The sequence below is a fragment of the Tolumonas osonensis genome, from assembly GCF_014202415.1.
Lineage (GTDB): Bacteria > Pseudomonadota > Gammaproteobacteria > Enterobacterales > Aeromonadaceae > Tolumonas > Tolumonas osonensis.
In genome coordinates, this window is record NZ_JACHGR010000007.1 from 185,605 (window position 1) to 203,305 (window position 17,701).

Annotated in this window: 18 protein-coding genes; 4 read left to right on the plus strand and 14 right to left on the minus strand. The window is 46.8% G+C overall.

Annotation, left to right across the window (positions count from 1 at the left end; translation table 11 throughout):
• Positions 1 to 9 precede the first annotated feature (9 nt).
• Positions 10 to 780 carry an ABC transporter ATP-binding protein gene (locus HNR75_RS11250; protein WP_188027065.1) on the minus strand — a complete coding sequence of 257 codons (771 nt, stop codon included), beginning with the start codon at positions 778 to 780 and terminating at the stop codon, positions 10 to 12.
• Between the two features lie 435 nt (positions 781 to 1,215).
• On the opposite strand from HNR75_RS11250, the gene HNR75_RS11255 reads away from it, so the two are divergent.
• On the plus strand, positions 1,216 to 1,404 hold the full coding sequence (locus tag HNR75_RS11255) for a DUF3545 family protein (protein WP_188027066.1): 189 nt from the start codon (positions 1,216 to 1,218) through the stop codon (positions 1,402 to 1,404).
• A 39-nt stretch (positions 1,405 to 1,443) separates the two neighbouring features.
• Here the strand turns inward: HNR75_RS11255 and HNR75_RS11260 are convergent, their stop codons facing one another.
• Together HNR75_RS11260 and ung are read right to left on the minus strand one after the other, a co-directional pair.
• Complete coding sequence (locus HNR75_RS11260; protein WP_188027067.1) at positions 1,444 to 1,986, minus strand: hemerythrin domain-containing protein; 543 nt, start codon at positions 1,984 to 1,986, stop codon at positions 1,444 to 1,446.
• 96 nt (positions 1,987 to 2,082) lie between these two features.
• Positions 2,083 to 2,754 (minus strand): uracil-DNA glycosylase, encoded by a 672-nt coding sequence (gene ung / locus HNR75_RS11265; RefSeq protein WP_188027068.1) that lies wholly within the window; start codon positions 2,752 to 2,754, stop codon positions 2,083 to 2,085.
• A gap of 336 nt (positions 2,755 to 3,090) precedes the next feature.
• Here ung and grcA point away from each other — a divergent pair, with 336 nt between their 5' ends.
• Positions 3,091 to 3,471: an autonomous glycyl radical cofactor GrcA gene (gene grcA / locus HNR75_RS11270; protein ID WP_188027069.1), complete on the plus strand. Its 381-nt coding sequence runs from the start codon at positions 3,091 to 3,093 to the stop codon at positions 3,469 to 3,471.
• A 56-nt stretch (positions 3,472 to 3,527) separates the two neighbouring features.
• Here grcA and norR read toward each other — a convergent pair whose 3' ends face one another.
• Positions 3,528 to 5,072 (minus strand): nitric oxide reductase transcriptional regulator NorR, encoded by a 1,545-nt coding sequence (gene norR, locus HNR75_RS11275; protein WP_188027070.1) that lies wholly within the window; start codon positions 5,070 to 5,072, stop codon positions 3,528 to 3,530.
• Between the two features lie 161 nt (positions 5,073 to 5,233).
• Here norR and ytfE point away from each other — a divergent pair, with 161 nt between their 5' ends.
• Positions 5,234 to 5,899, plus strand: a complete 666-nt coding sequence (ytfE, locus tag HNR75_RS11280; protein WP_188027071.1) for an iron-sulfur cluster repair protein YtfE — start codon at positions 5,234 to 5,236, stop codon at positions 5,897 to 5,899.
• Positions 5,900 to 5,932: 33 nt separating this feature from the next.
• On the plus strand, positions 5,933 to 7,123 hold the full coding sequence (gene hmpA, locus HNR75_RS11285; protein WP_188027072.1) for an NO-inducible flavohemoprotein: 1,191 nt from the start codon (positions 5,933 to 5,935) through the stop codon (positions 7,121 to 7,123).
• A 66-nt stretch (positions 7,124 to 7,189) separates the two neighbouring features.
• Here hmpA and HNR75_RS11290 read toward each other — a convergent pair whose 3' ends face one another.
• The 10 genes from HNR75_RS11290 to asd form a co-directional block, all read right to left on the minus strand.
• Entirely contained in the window at positions 7,190 to 7,420 is a 231-nt protein-coding gene (locus HNR75_RS11290; protein ID WP_188027073.1) for a zinc ribbon domain-containing protein, read from the minus strand.
• Positions 7,421 to 7,438: 18 nt separating this feature from the next.
• The gene (gene der / locus HNR75_RS11295; protein ID WP_188027074.1) at positions 7,439 to 8,935 is read right to left on the minus strand and encodes a ribosome biogenesis GTPase Der; all 1,497 of its coding nucleotides are present in this window, start codon (positions 8,933 to 8,935) and stop codon (positions 7,439 to 7,441) included.
• Positions 8,936 to 9,004: 69 nt separating this feature from the next.
• Complete coding sequence (gene bamB, locus HNR75_RS11300) at positions 9,005 to 10,183, minus strand: outer membrane protein assembly factor BamB (RefSeq protein WP_188027075.1); 1,179 nt, start codon at positions 10,181 to 10,183, stop codon at positions 9,005 to 9,007.
• Between the two features lie 20 nt (positions 10,184 to 10,203).
• Entirely contained in the window at positions 10,204 to 10,854 is a 651-nt protein-coding gene (locus tag HNR75_RS11305) for a tetratricopeptide repeat protein (RefSeq protein ID WP_188027076.1), read from the minus strand.
• 2 nt (positions 10,855 to 10,856) lie between these two features.
• Positions 10,857 to 12,134 carry a histidine--tRNA ligase gene (gene hisS, locus HNR75_RS11310; protein ID WP_188027077.1) on the minus strand — a complete coding sequence of 426 codons (1,278 nt, stop codon included), beginning with the start codon at positions 12,132 to 12,134 and terminating at the stop codon, positions 10,857 to 10,859.
• 102 nt (positions 12,135 to 12,236) lie between these two features.
• The gene (gene ispG / locus HNR75_RS11315; RefSeq protein WP_188027078.1) at positions 12,237 to 13,358 is read right to left on the minus strand and encodes a flavodoxin-dependent (E)-4-hydroxy-3-methylbut-2-enyl-diphosphate synthase; all 1,122 of its coding nucleotides are present in this window, start codon (positions 13,356 to 13,358) and stop codon (positions 12,237 to 12,239) included.
• 3 nt (positions 13,359 to 13,361) lie between these two features.
• On the minus strand, positions 13,362 to 14,414 hold the full coding sequence (gene rodZ / locus HNR75_RS11320; RefSeq protein ID WP_188027079.1) for a cytoskeleton protein RodZ: 1,053 nt from the start codon (positions 14,412 to 14,414) through the stop codon (positions 13,362 to 13,364).
• On the minus strand, positions 14,404 to 15,180 hold the full coding sequence (pilW, locus tag HNR75_RS11325; RefSeq protein WP_188027080.1) for a type IV pilus biogenesis/stability protein PilW: 777 nt from the start codon (positions 15,178 to 15,180) through the stop codon (positions 14,404 to 14,406). The genes rodZ and pilW overlap by 11 nt, the downstream gene beginning before the upstream one ends.
• Positions 15,181 to 15,206: 26 nt before the next feature.
• Positions 15,207 to 16,328, minus strand: a complete 1,122-nt coding sequence (rlmN, locus tag HNR75_RS11330; RefSeq protein ID WP_188027081.1) for a dual-specificity RNA methyltransferase RlmN — start codon at positions 16,326 to 16,328, stop codon at positions 15,207 to 15,209.
• 172 nt (positions 16,329 to 16,500) lie between these two features.
• Positions 16,501 to 17,619 carry an aspartate-semialdehyde dehydrogenase gene (gene asd, locus HNR75_RS11335; protein WP_188027082.1) on the minus strand — a complete coding sequence of 373 codons (1,119 nt, stop codon included), beginning with the start codon at positions 17,617 to 17,619 and terminating at the stop codon, positions 16,501 to 16,503.
• Between the last annotated feature and the right edge of the window lie 82 nt (positions 17,620 to 17,701).

A 17,701-nucleotide genomic window follows, 5' to 3' on the forward strand; every position in this document is an offset into this window, starting at 1 on the left:
GAACCAATATTAATAAGTAGACGAGATAAACTGACGGAAACGGTCCGATTTAGGATTAGCGAATAACACTTTCGGATCGCCTTCTTCTTCAACACGCCCCTGATGCAAAAACAATACCTTGTTAGAAACATCACGTGCAAATGCCATTTCATGGGTAACCACCAGCATGGTGCGGCCTTCTTCCGCCAGACCACGCATGACTGATAACACCTCACCGACCAATTCAGGATCCAATGCAGATGTGGGTTCATCAAATAACATGACTTCAGGATCAACTGCCAACGCCCGCGCAATTGCTGCCCGCTGCTGCTGACCGCCGGACAGATGTCCCGGATAGTAGTCCCGGCGTTCATATAAACCAACCCGCTGCAACAACGCCTCGGCTTTATCAATTGCTTCCTGACGCGGAACTTTCAATACATGCACCGGCACTTCAATGATGTTTTGCAGGACGGTCATGTGTGACCACAGATTAAATCCCTGAAACACCATCGCCAGGCGGGAACGTATTCTGGCCACCTGTTTTGGATCAGCCGGAACCCGCTCACCGGATTTGTCAGTTTTCATACGAATTAGCTCACCATGGACATAAACGTCACCACTGGTAGGCGTTTCCAGCAAATTAATACAGCGTAAAAATGTCGACTTACCAGACCCGGATGAGCCGATAATGGAAATAACATCACCCTTATTCGCGGTCAGACTAATACCCTTCAGCACCTCATTTGAGCCGAAGCGTTTGCATAAATTTTGCACCTCTAAGGTGGCCATCTGCTCCATATCTGAGCCTTTCCCAATCAACACCGAAGACAAAAAATCATCATAAAGATAATACCCGGAAAAATACCAGTATAAGCCCTAAATACAAAATTATTATTGATATTATTTTCACTAACCAGCATAAATATTCAAAATATGAAATTATTATGCAGTTTATTCCTGTTAATTCTCTTTTGAAGCCAGTAAAGCAAATTCCTTTTTTACCTGATGATCATTATGACTTTTTCAACCTTTGAACTCTGTAATAGTTTCGTCATGTCCGTATTTTAGTTTCTGAATAGCTGTGATATACGGAAAGCAGTTATCAGAATGCGGACAGACGGATTCCGCCTGAAGCAAGCCAACGTATGCTCATTTATGCTCAGGTAATTTCTGGCCCGTAAAATGCTTTTCAAAGTTTGTACGTTCTGTAGTTTGAGACGAGGAGGTAGTTCCATGGACAGGTTCTCACTGGAAACGGAAGAGCTGGTTGTCATTGATATTGATGTACGTCAACGCCAAACAAACAAAAAACGCAGATGGAGAGAAATCGAGGCATTAAAAGACAGATATCGCTTGCAACGGGAATTGCAGTCTATCGATTTAAACTATGAACTGAGTATTAATGATATTTCTCTGAATTAAAAAACGGCGCCGATGAGCGCCGTTTTTTATTTTTTAACTTCAGACTGCTAAAAGTTGTGTGGCCAGATCCTGATAGCGTTCGGCGATTTCTCGCCCGAATAGCGGATCATCAACGGTCATATGCGCCCAATTATGCTCTAAATGCCGCCAGTCATCTTCTGTCAGGGAACGCCGTAACAACGGGAAAACGGTGCTTTCCTCATAATCCAGGTGTTTCTGCTGTAAAGCGATAAACTGTTCCAGGGCGGCAGCAACATAATCCAGCGGTATCACAGCATCCATCAGGATCATTGCGACCATCTCCCGCAATGCCTCCCCACTACTAACAATCTCTTTATGTTGTTCCTTTAATTCATTCGTAATCACAGATGGTTCATTACAACGATACGCAGAGAAATAATCGTATATCAGATCTTCCCGTGGATGATGATAAGTATCTGCGACCTCTTCCAGATAGCTGAGCGCATCTCTGAGCAAACTGAAGCGCACAGGCTTCTCACTACGAATCGCAGCCAGGATATCGCGCAACACATCCAGTAATTTGGCGATGTTGATATGTTCCTGGTGCAAAATATCCAACATGGCGCACACTCCCGAACTGACCAAATGATGATAGTTTACAAATTATAGTGAATTTTATTATCGATCATGAATCCATCCTGAAATGTGCCGGCAATATCACGTAATCGATGGAATTTGCCAGGTAATAGGTTGCTGACCTGTTTCAGTTAAAAACTGATTGGTTTTAGAAAAGTGGCCACAACCTAAAAAACCCCGGTGGGCAGATAACGGACTTGGATGAGGAGCCATCAGTACATGATGACGCTGACGATCAATATATTGCCCTTTTTTCTGCGCATGATTTCCCCAGAGCAGGAAAACCAATCCCTCTCTATGATCATTTAATGCGGCAATGACACGATCAGTAAATTTTTCCCAACCAAGTGATGCGTGAGAATGTGCTTTCCCCGCTTCCACGGTCAATACTGTATTCAACAGTAATACCCCTTGCTGCGCCCACGACAACAGGTAACCATGACCTGGTATTTCAAAACCGGGAATATCCCGCTGTAACTCTTTATAAATGTTGACCAATGACGGAGGAACAGCAACACCAGGCAGGACAGAAAAACACAGGCCGTGCGCCTGATTAGGGCCGTGATACGGATCCTGTCCCAGGATAACGACCTTCACATCAGCAAATTCGGTGTATTTGAAAGCATTAAAAACATCAGCTGCAGGCGGATAGATTACCTTCCCAGCCTCACGCTCCTGTCGCACAAAATTCAGGGTTTCCTGAAAATAGGGCTGTTGTTTTTCCTGACCCAGCACATCACTCCACATCTGCATTCTGTTCCCCGGTTTTAAATTAGAAATTCATTTTATCGTACTTCATCCAGAAACGGGATCGGATGATTTTGTAGTAAATTTACAAGATCAAGTCAGGTGTAAACCCGCCAAAAAACCAATGATAGATGCAAAATGTATGTTTATTGATTTTGATCAACCTTTTGGCAGTAATACCCTCCTTTTTTAAAAGGGTTTCCTCTTGCACACTGCTAGTAAATTTACTAATGTAGTATCAAAGATACATGATTAAACCGATGCGGTTTAATCAACCTGACACTACGGGGCATTTTCTTGTAATCGTGACAAGAACCGCCCCAGACTATCGAGGAGTTCATCATGGTTAAGGGTATTCAAATCACTCAGGCAGCTAATGCAGAACTGATCAATTCTTTCTGGTTGCTGGATGATGCAACACAGGAAGCGCGTTGCCTGTGCTCAAAAGATCCCCGTTACACTGAAGATCAGGTTGTTGCTGTAGCATCTCTGGGTACCATCGAATATCGTGAAATACCGGTTAATGTTGCGCCACAGGTCGAAGGTGGTCAGCACCTGAATGTGAACGTTTTACGTCGTGAAACACTGGAAGATGCAGTACTGCACCCGGAAAAATATCCGCAGCTGACTATCCGTGTTTCTGGCTATGCAGTGCGTTTTAACGCGCTGACTCCGGAACAGCAACGTGATGTGATCACCCGTACTTTCACTCAGTCGCTGTAATTGAGTTCTATTAAGAGGGTCTGCCGTGGCAGGCCTTCTATCATTTCTGATTTACCTTATTTCAAACCCAGTCGTTTGGCTAACTTATGCAGATTGCTGGCATCCAGTTCCAGTTTCCGGGCAACTTCCGCCCAGTTATCATTGCTATTGGCAAGCGTTCTTCTGATCAGTTGTCGCTGAAATTGTTCAACGGCCTCTTTCATGGCATGTATGTTTTCCTGTATTGCCGGTGTTTCATCTGCATCAGGCGATATGCCGGACTGCTCCTGTGCGGAAACAATGTCCAGATCCAGATGGCGAGGTTCAAGCGTGACAATATTTGTCCTGATCGCCCCCTGACTTACAGCCCGTAATGCAGCCCGGCTGATTACATGTTCCAGCTCCCTGATATTTCCGGGCCAGGAGTATGCGCATAGTGCCTGTTCAGCCTGATGGGACAAACGCAGACTTCTGAAACCCAACCGGGTACGGTTCAATTCCAGAAAATAGCCTGCCAGCAGAAGCACATCGTCTCCCCGCTGGCGCAAAGGTGGTACCGGAACCGGATAAACCGAAAGACGATGATACAGGTCGGCCCTGAATTCGCCGCCCCGAACCTGTTCAGCCAAATCCCGGTTAGTCGCTGCGATAATACGAACATTTACTTTTAAAGGCTTATCCGAGCCTAACCGCTGAATTTCTCCGTTTTGCAATGCTCTTAGTAGTTTTGCCTGTGCAATAAGCGGTAACTCACCAACCTCATCCAGAAATAAAACGCCACCATCCGCAGCTTCAAAACGGCCGGAACGATCAGCGACTGCGCCGGAAAATGCGCCTTTGACATGGCCGAACAATTCGCTCTCAATCAGCGATTCAGGCAGTGCGGCACAATTCACATGAATCATCGGCGCATGGGCTCGCGATGATTTCCGGTGTATCCGCCGGGCAAGCAACTCTTTACCGACCCCCGTTTCACCCGATAACAGAACCGGAAGATCTGAATCTGCCACGATATCAAGCTCATGCAATAAACGTAGTAACACCGGGCTACGGCCGATAATTTCCCTGTTCTCATCCAGATGACCATCGCCGGTTAATTCATCATCGATCCGACTTGCCAAATGCAAAGCACGATTTTCATCTTCCAGGCGGCAAAGTCTGATCACGGCCTCACAACAAGCAGCGATCTCCGGCATCCTATCAATGACAGAGCGAGGAAAAGGTATCTCATCAACCGAATCCAACGTGAGAACACCCCAGCAGGTATCCCCCAGATATAAACTTATTCCAAGACAATCATGTACCGGGAGTGGTTCGCCTAAATGAGATGCCAGTAAACCGTCATATGGATCCGGAAGCGGGTTTCCCGGCTCAAAATGGACTGGCGTACGCTGAGCAAGAATGGCGGCTAACCGTGGATGCTTAACAATTTCAAACCGCCGGCCTAATGTATCTGGCACTAAACCAGAAACAGCCACAGGCGTCAGACTTTCTCCAGCCTGTTTTAAAAGCCCCACCGCACCACAATTTAGCCAGGTATGAATTGCACCAACTAATCGTTCTTCTCTGACTGCACGCGGAAATTCACAGGCTATATCCCGGATAATTTGATGAACAAGCATGGTTTAAATCACCCTGAATGGTTTTATATACCATACACAAGAATGGTTTAAATCACCACACCAAAAATAAAACTGATAAATATCAATAACTTAATTGTTGGCACGCCTCATGCTAATAATTGATTGAAATCAAACTTTTGCCATACTCACGGAGTAATCATATGAATTATCTGGAACAGACTCTGGCGCAGCTGGCCTGCGACATTCCCGGCGCCACCCGCGTATTTCATAAATATAAACTTGATTTTTGCTGTGGTGGTAAAAAAAGCCTGGCAGAAGCCATATCAGAACGTAACTTTACTGCCGAACAAATTATCGCCGATCTGGATGCGGTTGTTTCCTTACAGCCGGAAGCGCATGACTGGCGGAATGCTTCACCATCCAACTTGATTGATCATATTCTGGAACGCTATCACAACATCCACCGTATCCAGCTACCTGAACTGATCCGGCTGGCTAAGCGGGTTGAACATGTTCATGGTGACAGAGCGGACTGCCCGAAAGGATTGTCATCTCATCTGGAATACATGCATGGCGAATTAGAAAATCATATGCAAAAGGAAGAACAGATCCTGTTTCCAATGATAAAAACCGGAGAATACTTTACAGCTCAGGGTCCTATCCGGGTGATGGAACATGAGCATGAACAACATGGCGACAGCTTAGAAATGATCGCCAAACTGACTGATGACATCACGCCACCACCTTTTGCCTGTGTCACCTGGCGGGCACTCTATACCGGATTAACACAGTTACGGGAAGATTTGATGGCGCATATTCATCTTGAAAACAATGTGCTGTTTCCAGCTACCCATAATGCCATCTGATACAGCGACAATGTCCAAAAGAAGGAATATGGCATGAATGAACAACAAAAAGCGCTGATCCGGGCAACTGTGCCGGTATTACGCAGCAGCGGCGTGGCACTTACCAGTCATTTTTACAACCGGATGTTTACCCACAACCCGGAGTTAAAAAATATATTCAATCAGGGCCATCAGAAAACCGGCCGCCAGCAAGAAGCGTTAGCTGGCGCCGTACTGGCTTATGCTGAACATATTGATGACCCTTCTGTTTTATTGCCGGTTGTTGCGCGTGTAGCGCACAAACACGTGAGCTTAGGGATTCGGGCTGAACATTACACCATTGTCGGCAAACATCTGCTGGCCTCCATAAAGGAGGTCCTGGGTGATGCGGCAACACCTGAACTGATAGATGCCTGGGCTGCAGCTTATGGTTCACTGGCCGATTTATTCATCAATTTTGAATCTGATTTATACCAGCAATCTATTGATACGGATGGTGGCTGGACCGGCTGGCGTCCTTTCCGGATCAGTAAAAAGCTCAAAGAAAGTGATGAAATTACATCGTTCTGTTTTGAACCATTAGATGGCGGTGCAATCCCTCATTTCAGGGCAGGACAATATATCAGCGTGCGTATTTATGTACCGGAGCTGGGATTATTCCAGCCACGCCAGTACAGCTTATCCGATGCGCCGGGTCAGAGTCATTTACGGATCTCAGTGAAACGGGAAAACGGCAATACAGAACAACCCGCCGGAAAAGTTTCAAATCTACTCCATGAACACTATGCCGAAGGACATATTATTGAGCTATCGGCGCCTTATGGTGATTTCTATATCAATGAAACGTCTCAGGCACCGGTTGTTTTAATGAGTGGAGGGGTGGGAATAACCCCCATGATTTCCATCATGAATTATCTGACAGCTAAAAATAGCACCCGGGAATTGCATTTCATTCATTCAGCAAGAAATGAGTCGTCGCATGCATTTAAGTCTCATGCAGAATCAGTGGCAGAAAAACATGGTGTCATGCTTCATGTATTCTACGATCAACGTGAGGCACACCAAAGCCATGCCAAACAGGCACCCTATCAGCTGGAACATGTCCTGCCAACAGATGCCCTGAATGCGGAATATTATTTATGTGGCCCCGTGTCGTTCATGCGTCATTATATCGGCGAGTTAAAGCGTATCGGTGTCAATGACGAACAGATATTTGCCGAGGCATTTGGATCTGGTGGCGTATAACCACTTTTTACCTGAAAAATAGAGACAAAAAAGCCGGATTTTCATCCGGCTTTCCCTTTTATATGATTAAACAGGTGTAATCTGATATTCGGCCTGTCGCTTTGAAATCATCGAGTTGCAGGTGTTACAGAAAAATTCTGACGCACCACAAGCTTGCAGACGTTCCAGCTCAACGTGACATGTCGGACAGAATCCAACAATTTTAAACTGCTTTGCGCAATGCGAACAGGTTGCTGTACTCTGTCTTGGATCCAGCCCTTCTTGCTGACAAGAAGGACAGGTGATTTGATAAGCCATTTCACCTCTCCTTATGCATTAGCCCTTTTTCACAAACTTCATCATACGACGACGCTTACGGATCTGGTTTGGAGTCAGTTTATTCCGCTTACCCTCAAACGGATTATCGCCTTCCTGGAATTCAACATGGATAGGCGTGCCCATAATTTTAAGCGACTTACGATAATAGTTTATCAGATAACGCTTATATGAGTCGGGCAGATCATTCACCTGGTTACCATGAATGATAATACGTGGCGGGTTATAACCACCCGCATGCGCATATTTCAGCTTAACACGGCGGCCACGTACCAATGGTGGCTGATGATCTTCCGCAGCCATATTCATGATACGGGTCAGCATGGAGGTACTGATACGTTTAGTCGCAGAACGGTACGCTTCCTGAATAGAATCAAACAGGTTGCCGACACCAGAACCATGCAACGCAGAAATAAAATGGACCCGGGCAAAATCAACAAAACCCAAACGGCGTTCCAGATCTTCTTTGATTTTTTCCTTGGTGTCCTGATCCAGTCCATCCCACTTGTTGACAGCGATCACGATGGAACGACCAGAATGCAGCGTGAATCCTAACAGGCTGAGATCCTGATCAGAAATACCTTCACGAGCATCAACCAGCAGCAATACCACGTTAGCATCTTCAATCGCCTGCAACGTTTTAACGACCGAGAATTTTTCTACTGTTTCGTAGATCTTTTTCTTCTTACGTACACCCGCGGTATCAATGACAATATACTGCTGCTCGTCTCGTTCCAGCGGAATGTAGATAGAATCACGGGTTGTTCCCGGCATATCGAAAACAATAACGCGATCTTCACCCAACATGCGGTTAGTTAATGTAGATTTGCCGACGTTCGGACGTCCGATGATTGCAAATTTAATCGGTAGATCGGCATAACGATCTTCACCGGTTAACTCTTCCTCATCTTCGTTCAGCAGAACTTCTTCTTTACCTTCAAAGGCAGCCCAATAAGCAGCCTCTTCCGCAGCCGCTTTTTCTTCCTCAGTAGGCTCCACTAATTCTTCAAGAAACGGTGCTAATGCTTTCTCAAGCAATGCAGTAACACCTCGTCCATGAGCTGCTGCAATCTGGTGGATCTCACCCAATGCCAGGCTATAAAAGTCTGCACAGTGAGCATCTCCATCAATACCATCAGTTTTATTCGCAACCAGAAAAACTTTCTTTTGTTGACGACGCAGATGGTTAGCAATACCAATATCAGCACTGGTCACACCTGCACGGGCATCAACCATGAATAAGACAACATCGGCTTCTTCAATCGCCTGCAGCGATTGTTCTGCCATTTTGACTTCGATCCCTTCCTCGGAACCATCAATACCGCCGGTATCTACAACGATGAAATTCAATTCGCCGAACGATGCCTGCCCATATTTACGATCACGAGTTAATCCCGGGAAATCGGCCACCAGTGCGTCCCGGCTACGCGTCAGACGGTTAAATAGTGTGGACTTGCCAACGTTTGGGCGTCCCACCAGGGCAACAACAGGGGTCATACAAAACCTCAATAAATAAACATAAGCCCCCGATACAAATCAGGGGCTATTTACAAACCAGAATCCGGATTATAACGGACGTTTTAACGCGACAAGTTCGCCGCCACGAGTTTGAATATAGACTAAATCACCATCAATGATGGGTGCTGCATAGAGACCATCACTATCGATCTCCTGCATAGACACAATCCTACCCGTTGTTTGTGAAATCCAGTACAGATAGCCTTCGCTGTCGCCAACGACAACATAATCACCTAATACCAGAGGAGCCGTCAGATTACGATATTCCAGCTGGGTATTAGACCACTTCTCAGTACCGGTTGAGCGTTCGACGAGATAGATATGCGACTTTGAATCAGTAATAACAATATCGTTTACGCCAATTCCCATGTTCTGATAGGAAGCATATTTCCGCTTCCAGAGTTCATCACCGGAGATCAGTTTACGGGAAACAAGCTGTCCATTATATGCTACTGCGTATAGTTCATCATCAACAATAATCGGGACTGCATCGACATCTACCATACGATCAAGATCGGTACGGCCATGTGGCGTCGCTACACGGGTTTCGTTCACCAACTGCCCGTTTTGCAGAATAACAATGCCTATTTTACCATCTGCCCGGCCATACAGCACACCACCCGCGGCGATCACCGGCGCAGATGTACCACGTAAAGTCAGGTTTGGTTGCTCACTGGTCACAGTCCAGCCGATCTTTCCACTTTCGCCATCAAGAGCGAGTAACTGGCCAGCACTCGTGCTAACTACGACTTTACCAGCCTCGGTAGCAGGCATAGCCAACACTTCACCACCAACATCGGTGTGCCACAACAATTCACCATTTGTCTGGCTCAGCGCAATCAGCTCACCATTTTCGGAACCGACATAAAGACGACCATCCGCCGCCGCCAGGCCGCCAGATAAACGGGCACTGCGCTTTTCTTCGTAAAAAGCCTGATCACTCAGATCAACATTCCACAACTCTTTACCACTCAGCTTATCAAAGGCATATACATCACCATCTCTTGATGCTGCAAATATATGCTCGCCGACAATCACCGGTTGCAGTTGTGAATAGAACTTACCGATGCCGGAGCCAATGCCATGGCTCCATACGGTTTCTGCCTGGAATGCTGATTCTACAACCGGCACCTCAGCCATTTTGATGACATCTTCTTCGGAGCTGCAGCCAGACAGGAGAATACCTCCCAGCAACAGACAGCTAAATTTTTGCCAACCTTTATGCATTCGGTTCACCATCCTTCGCTTTATTTCGCTTTAGGTGTATCAACGTCTTCGCTGGCTACAGAAAGATCATCCAGTTTCATCTGTAAAACAGGATTAGTACCTGCTTTACCGGACTGCATGGCTACAGTATAGGCTTCACGGGCTTTATCAGGCTGCGATGATGCCAGTAATGCATCACCTCTGATTTCAGCCACTACCGCTTTGTATTGTTCTGCAGTAATAGAATCCAGTACTTTCAGCGCATCGGCTGGTTTATCCATTGCAACTAACAGACGTGACAGGCGGATAGCAGCAACAGGTTTAAATTCCTCTTCACTGCCCTGTTCCGCAACATAACGCAATTGCTCTGCAGCCAGCTCAGGTTTATTCGCGTTTACTGCTTCAGCGGCGAGTTGCAGACCAGCAAGATCACCATACGTATTTTTATGTGATTTGATAAACTGACTGACAGCATCAAATGCTTTTTCATGCTGTTCAGACAAACTCTGCATGACTTGCTGATATTCAGCCGCAGCAGCTTCACTTTGCTGACGGGTGTAATCATTATAATAGCGCCAGCCAAACAGACCCACAAAACCGATTATCACACCGGCAACAATGGACTTACCATTTTCTTGCCACCATGATTTTATAGCTTCAACCTGTTGTTCTTCTGAATTGTAAACGTCCACTATTACTCTCCCAGTTTATCCAGGATCGGTAACAGCGCTGTGACATCAACAGTCTGCTGTTCAACCTGATCACGTAAAAATTTAACTGTGACTTTATTATCTGCCACTTCGGATTCACCCAGAATCAATGCAATCCGGGCTTCTACTTTATCCGCACGTTTCATTTGCTTCTTGAAGTTTCCGCCACCGCAATGTGTCATAACACGCAGTTCCGGACGCTCATTGCGTAATTTTTCAGCCAGCAGCAAACCAGCGGTCAGAGTCCCCTCGCCGGCCATGCAGATATATACATCCGCAACAGCAGGGATATTACGAATTTTTTCCAGCGTTTCGAGCATCAGCGTCAGACGCTCCAGCCCCATGGCAAAACCAATTGCCGGTGTAGCATGACCACCCAGCTGTTCCACCAAACCATCATAACGGCCACCGCCACAAATAGTACCCTGAGCCCCCAGGCTGTCGGTAACCCATTCGAATACGGTGTAATTGTAATAATCCAGACCGCGCACCAGACGTTCATTAACCTGGTATGCAATACCCGCAGCATCCAACAGTGCTTTCAGCCCGTCAAAATGCGCTTTGGTCTCTTCACCAAAATAATCAGACAGTACAGGAGCTTGGGTAAGAATTTCCTGAACCTGAGGATTCTTGGTATCCAGTACACGCAGCGGGTTAGTATACATACGGCGCTGACATTCTTCGTCCAGTGACTCTTTATGCTGTTCCAGGAATGCAACCAGCGCATCACGATATGCAGCGCGTTCCGCTGAAGAGCCCAACGTATTCAATTGCAGGGTGGTAAATTGTTCAATACCCAGCTCACGCCACAAACGGGCAGTCAGCATGATCAGCTCAGCATCAATGTCCGGACCGGTCAGACCGAATACTTCAACACCGAATTGATGAAACTGGCGATACCGGCCTTTTTGCGGACGTTCATGACGGAACATTGGGCCTACATACCACAGGCGACGTTCCTGATTGTAAACCAGGCCATGCTCGATACAGGCACGCACACATCCGGCAGTGCCTTCTGGCCGCAGTGTCAGACTGTCGCCGTTACGGTCATTAAAGGTATACATCTCTTTTTCAACGACATCGGTAACTTCACCGATAGCTCGCTGAAACAAATGCGTCATCTCGACAACGGGCATCCGGATTTCAGAATAACCATAAGAAGACACTACACGACGCAAAGTTGCTTCGACCATTTGCCAGACCGGAGTTTGTTCCGGTAGGCAATCATTCATACCACGAATCGCCTGAATTTGTTTAGCCACAATAATTTCCGAATTTTTAATGCAAAAGCTGCCCGCATTATAGGGAGTTTCAAAAGACGGGTACAACCCGCCAGCAGACAGCGTGTAATATAAAGTCAGGAACTATTCCTGATGCTCTTTGACTGGAATACGCTTTTCCTGATCAAGCAGTGCAGCTTTGGCTCTGATGCGCGCTTCCAGTTGATCTAGCAGTTCATTGTTATCAAGACGATCAACCCGCTCACCATTCTCATACAATGCACTCTTGCGATTGGCGCCAGCCAATCCGAGATCAGAAACCAGTGCCTCACCCGGACCATTCACCACACAACCGATAATAGACACATCCATCGGAGTGATAATATCTTCCAGTCGTTGTTCCAGGGCATTGACGGTACCAATCACATCGAACTCCTGACGCGAACATGTCGGACAGGCAATAAAATTAATGCCGCGGGCACGGATGCGCAGTGACTTCAGAATATCAAAACCAACTTTAATCTCTTCGACCGGGTCGGCGGCCAGAGAAACCCGCAATGTATCCCCGATACCTTCGGCCAGTAGCATGCCTAGCCCAATCGCTGATTTCACAGCACCGGCACGGAAACCACCAGCTTCAGTGATCCCCAGATGTAACGGCTGTTCAATTTGCTTTGCCAGTAAACGATATGCGTCGACTGCCAGAAAAACATCGGATGCTTTAACACTCACTTTGAACTGATCGAAATTGAGGCGATCCAGTATGTCCACATGACGCATAGCTGATTCAACCAGCGCTTCTGCAGTAGGCTCGCCGTATTTATCCATCAGTTCCTTTTCTAATGAACCGCCATTTACGCCAATACGGATTGGGATATTCATATCCCGGGCGCAATCAACCACAGAACGGATACGATCTTCTTTACCAATGTTGCCCGGATTAATACGTAGACAATCGACACCGTATTCCGCAACTTTCAGCGCGATACGATAATCAAAATGAATATCAGCGACCAAAGGGATAGACACTTGCTGGCGGATCAGTTTAAACGCTTCAGCTGCATCCATCGTCGGAACAGACACACGAACAATATCCGCTCCGACACGTTGTAACGCCTGTATCTGGGCCACTGTAGCAGCGACATCGGTTGTCAGTGTATTTGTCATCGACTGTACCGATATCGGCGCATTTCCGCCGACCGGTACATTCCCGACCATAATCTGTTTACTAACCCGGCGCTTTATGGGGGAAACATGTTGCGTCATAGATTAATTCTTCAGTGGTAATTTATAACGAGCGACTACACCCTGACGGATATAGGATGACATATCGACGGCCTGACCGTGGAAATAGACCGAAACGGCTCTTGGCGCACCAATAATCAAGCTGTATGGTTCCTGGCCATTCAGATTGATTTTATCGCCGGCATTTTTGGTGCCTTCAAATAAAGTTTTTCCTGTGGCATCAGTAACACGCAACCAGCAACCGGCACTAAATTGCAATTGAAGCGCAACAGATGGATCCACTTCGTTCTTTTGCGGCGCGTCACTGACAGTACTTGAGGCAGAAGATGCCGCTGCACTTGCTGTCGCATTGATAGGAGATACCAGAGGAGTCTCTGCTGCAGCCGGGACAACAGCAGCCTGATTCTGAGTATCGGCATTAGCAGCTGCATCAGACAGCACCGTTGGCTCTTGTACCTCATCAGTATCATTGCCACTGTTCGCTTCGGAATCAGTTGCCGGGACAGCCGCCAAATCAGTATTTGTCACCTCAGAAGTTACTGTCGGCAAGGCTTTGCTTACGGCTGCTTCAGTTGAATCGACAGAAGCAGGCGCCACAGCCTCAACAGCGTTAGTAGCCGCTTTGACAACCAGTTGCCCGGCTTCATTGATACTGGTAGGAACGGGTTCTTCGGCCGGCTGTAACCACCACCAGGCGGCGCCAACTGCCGCCAGACCGACGCATAATACCCAGGAAATGAGGCGAACCCGATGTTCACTCGCTTCCCGCTGTGTTCGGCCGGAGAAGCTGTACATTTCAGTGTATTTTTTATCATCCAGTCCGAGACGATCGTATGCATCTAAAACAGCCTGTTCATCGGCACTGACAAAACGGGCATATGTTTTCAGATAACCACGGGTAAAAGTGCTGGCCGTTTTCTGATCAAAACGATCCTCTTCTATATCGCGAATTAATGAAATACGCAGATTAAGACGATGAGCCACATCCTGTTGACTCAAACCTTTTTGTTCACGTGCTGCTTTTAATATTGAGCCCGGCGTAGGCTGTGCCGTCTCATGACGCTGTTCAGTAGTCATTGTTCTGATATCTTTTTGCTTGGGTCGAGGATGGGAATTGGGTAACCAGGGTCTGGCCGAACAGATGAGTATCGGCTATGCGTCCTTGTGCCTGAGCAGTACGAATACTCAGCCACAAACTTTGCGGCGTATCATTGGCTTTTTTACGGTATGAACTTAACCATAATTCTGCATCTGCAGGCTTATTGGCATCTAATGCCATTTCAGCTAAATCCAGCAGCAATCTTACTTTGTGCGGGTTGTAACCAAGAGCAAGCTTGTAATACTCCTGCGCTTTTTCTTTTTTACCCGATTTCAATGCACAAATGCCGGCATTTTCATAACTATCGTCCATTTTCAGATAATGAGGCTGAGCGATTGCCCGCATAAACATCTTATCCGCTTCGGAATAGTTAAGATTACGACAAAGAAACGCGCCGTAGTTATTAAGGACATCCGGATTATTGCCATGGCTGGATAGCAACTTCTCATAGGTACGCTGAGCCGACGATTTATCACCGACAGCCTGATAATAATAAGCCAGTGCCAGATAAGGCTCTGCACTATCCGGATCCAGTTCAATACCTTTTTCAAAATTATATTTCGCCGGAGCCATCTGACCATTATTCAGATACCCCATACCAAGCTGAATACGCGTCTTGGCCGCAGCGGCATTATCTATTGAATTCTCTTGTTTTACAGAATTCTTGCCGATAATTGTAGTTTCGGTGACACATCCGGACAGCGCAATTAGCGCTGTCCAGAGTAGCAGAAGATTTCTTTTCATTTCTCAGTACATTAACGAACTGGATTTCAAAGCATTTTGACGGAAATCTCCTGTTCTTGCATCCGTTTTTTCATGGTTCGTTTTGTTCTGTCGATTACATCACCTACCAGCTGGCCACAGGCAGCGTCAATGTCATCACCGCGGGTTTTACGTACGATGACAGTATATCCGTATTCCATCAGTACTTTAGAAAAGCGATCAATACGGCTATTGCTCGGTTTACCGTACGGATTACCCGGGAACGGGTTAAATGGAATCAGATTGATTTTGCTTGGGGTATCTTTCAGCAACTCAGCCAGTTCATGTGCGTGCTGCATATCATCATTCAGGTGATCAAGCAGGACATACTCAACAGTTACCCTTCCCTGGTTTGCATTTGATTTCTCAAGATACCGGCGAACTGCAGCCAGAAATTCCTGGATATTGTACTTGTCGTTAATCGGCATGATTTCTGATCGAAGCTGATCGTTCGGCGCATGCAAAGAAATGGCCAGCGCAACGTCAATCATATCGCCAAGCTTATCCAGAGCCGGTACAACACCAGAGGTTGAAATAGTCACTCTGCGTTTGGACAATCCGAAACCGAAATCATCCATCATCAAATCCATCGCCGGCACAACATTGGCGAGGTTCAGCAACGGCTCGCCCATCCCCATCATCACAACGTTAGTGATCGGTCGTTTGCCTGTCTCTTTGGAGAAACCAACAACCTGTGCTGCACGCCATACCTGACCGATAATTTCTGATACTTTCAGGTTCCGGTTAAACCCCTGCTGTGCAGTTGAACAAAACTTGCATTCCAGCGCACAACCCACCTGGGACGAAACACAAAGCGTTGCCCGATCGGCTTCCGGGATATATACCGTTTCAACTTCCTGATCGCCAACCAGCATGGCCCATTTAATTGTGCCATCAGCTGAACGCTGCTCCCGACTGATCTCTGGCGCCCGGATCTCTGCAATCTGAGACAGTTTTTCACGTAACACTTTGTTAACATTGGTCATTTGTGAAAAGTCATTACAGCCAAAATGGTAGATCCACTTCATGATCTGATCAGCACGAAACGCTTTTTCGCCTAATTCATCGGCAAAAAATGCCCGTAATGCTTTACGATCGAAATCCAGCAGATTGACTTTATTTTCGCTCATGAATGCCTCAGTGACCTGTATAGAAGGGCGCGGATTGTACAAAGTTTAGGGTAGGAAGACCAGAGTCAGGATAACATATATCTGTACATATTTTAACCAGAAGTGATTATCTCTAAAACAAAAACGCACCGCCGAAGCAGTGCGTTTAGCATTTAGCTGATACCGGGCTAAATTATGCTTTCGCCAGCAGAATGTTCAGCATGCGGCGCAGTGGTTCTGCCGCACCCCATAACAGCTGGTCACCAACAGAGAACGCAGACAGGAAATCCTGGCCCATGTTCATTTTACGCAGACGACCAACCGGTACGTTCAGCGTGCCAGTAACGGTAGCCGGGGTCAGTTCTTTGACGGTAATTGCACGATCATTCTCGATCACGCGAACCCAGTCGTTATGGGCAGCCAGCATCTGATGAATATCAGTCAGCGGTACATCTTTTTTCAGTTTGATAGTGAAAGACTGGCTGTGGCAGCGCAGCGCACCGATTCGGACACAGTTACCATCAACAGGAATACCTGCGGTCGGCAGACCTAAAATCTTGTTGGTTTCAGCCATGCCTTTCCACTCTTCCTTGCTTTGACCGTTTGGCAGTGGAACGTCGATCCATGGGATCAGACTGCCCGCCAAAGGCGCACCAAACTGAGAAGTCGGGAATTCGTCAGCACGCATAGCGGCTGTTACTTTGCGTTCGATGTCCAGAATCGCGGAAGCCGGATCAGCCAGCTCAGCGGCCACCACATCACGCAGTGCGCCCATCTGTTGCAGCAGTTCACGCATATGGCGCGCACCGGCACCAGAAGCAGCCTGATAAGTAGAAGAAGAAACCCACTCAACCAGATTATTCGCAAACAGACCACCCAAGCCCATCAGCATCAGGCTGACAGTACAGTTACCGCCAACATAGGTTTTGATACCTTTGTTCAGTGCGTTATCAATGACATGGCCGTTCACCGGATCCAGAATGATAATGGCATTATCTTCCATACGCAGAGTTGAAGCTGCATCAATCCAGTAACCAGTCCATCCGGAAGCCATCAACTTTGGATAAACTTCTTTAGTGTAATCACCACCCTGACAGGTGATAATGATATCCATCGCCTTCAGTGCATCAATGTTGAATGCATCTTCCAGTACGCCAGCAGGTTTACCTGTAAATTTCGGTGCTTCCTGACCAGCCTGAGAGGTAGTAAAAAATACGGGGTCGATCTTACTGAAGTCGTTTTCTTCAATCATGCGGCTCATCAGAACCGAACCCACCATACCACGCCAACCAATTAGTCCTACTTTTTTCATTTCCATTCCTGCTTGGATTACTCATCAAAAACACGTCACATCACAATACGGATGCCGGGCGTTGCTGCAAGCATTTTTTGCA

Bases quoted from the DNA above. Each gene is read 5' to 3' on its own strand.
- ytfE (WP_188027071.1), top strand. From the start codon at position 5,234: ATGAATTATCTGGAACAGACTCTGGCGCAGCTGGCCTGCGACATTCCC.
- rodZ (WP_188027079.1), bottom strand. From the start codon at position 14,414: ATGACTACTGAACAGCGTCATGAGACGGCACAGCCTACGCCGGGCTCA.
- ispG (WP_188027078.1), bottom strand. From the start codon at position 13,358: ATGACGCAACATGTTTCCCCCATAAAGCGCCGGGTTAGTAAACAGATT.
- norR (WP_188027070.1), bottom strand. From the start codon at position 5,072: ATGCTTGTTCATCAAATTATCCGGGATATAGCCTGTGAATTTCCGCGT.
- grcA (WP_188027069.1), top strand. From the start codon at position 3,091: ATGGTTAAGGGTATTCAAATCACTCAGGCAGCTAATGCAGAACTGATC.
- der (WP_188027074.1), bottom strand. From the start codon at position 8,935: ATGACCCCTGTTGTTGCCCTGGTGGGACGCCCAAACGTTGGCAAGTCC.
- asd (WP_188027082.1), bottom strand. From the start codon at position 17,619: ATGAAAAAAGTAGGACTAATTGGTTGGCGTGGTATGGTGGGTTCGGTT.
- HNR75_RS11290 (WP_188027073.1), bottom strand. From the start codon at position 7,420: ATGGCTTATCAAATCACCTGTCCTTCTTGTCAGCAAGAAGGGCTGGAT.
- ung (WP_188027068.1), bottom strand. From the start codon at position 2,754: ATGCAGATGTGGAGTGATGTGCTGGGTCAGGAAAAACAACAGCCCTAT.
- bamB (WP_188027075.1), bottom strand. From the start codon at position 10,183: ATGCATAAAGGTTGGCAAAAATTTAGCTGTCTGTTGCTGGGAGGTATT.
- HNR75_RS11260 (WP_188027067.1), bottom strand. From the start codon at position 1,986: ATGTTGGATATTTTGCACCAGGAACATATCAACATCGCCAAATTACTG.
- hmpA (WP_188027072.1), top strand. From the start codon at position 5,933: ATGAATGAACAACAAAAAGCGCTGATCCGGGCAACTGTGCCGGTATTA.
- pilW (WP_188027080.1), bottom strand. From the start codon at position 15,180: ATGAAAAGAAATCTTCTGCTACTCTGGACAGCGCTAATTGCGCTGTCC.
- rlmN (WP_188027081.1), bottom strand. From the start codon at position 16,328: ATGAGCGAAAATAAAGTCAATCTGCTGGATTTCGATCGTAAAGCATTA.
- HNR75_RS11255 (WP_188027066.1), top strand. From the start codon at position 1,216: ATGGACAGGTTCTCACTGGAAACGGAAGAGCTGGTTGTCATTGATATT.
- HNR75_RS11250 (WP_188027065.1), bottom strand. From the start codon at position 780: ATGGAGCAGATGGCCACCTTAGAGGTGCAAAATTTATGCAAACGCTTC.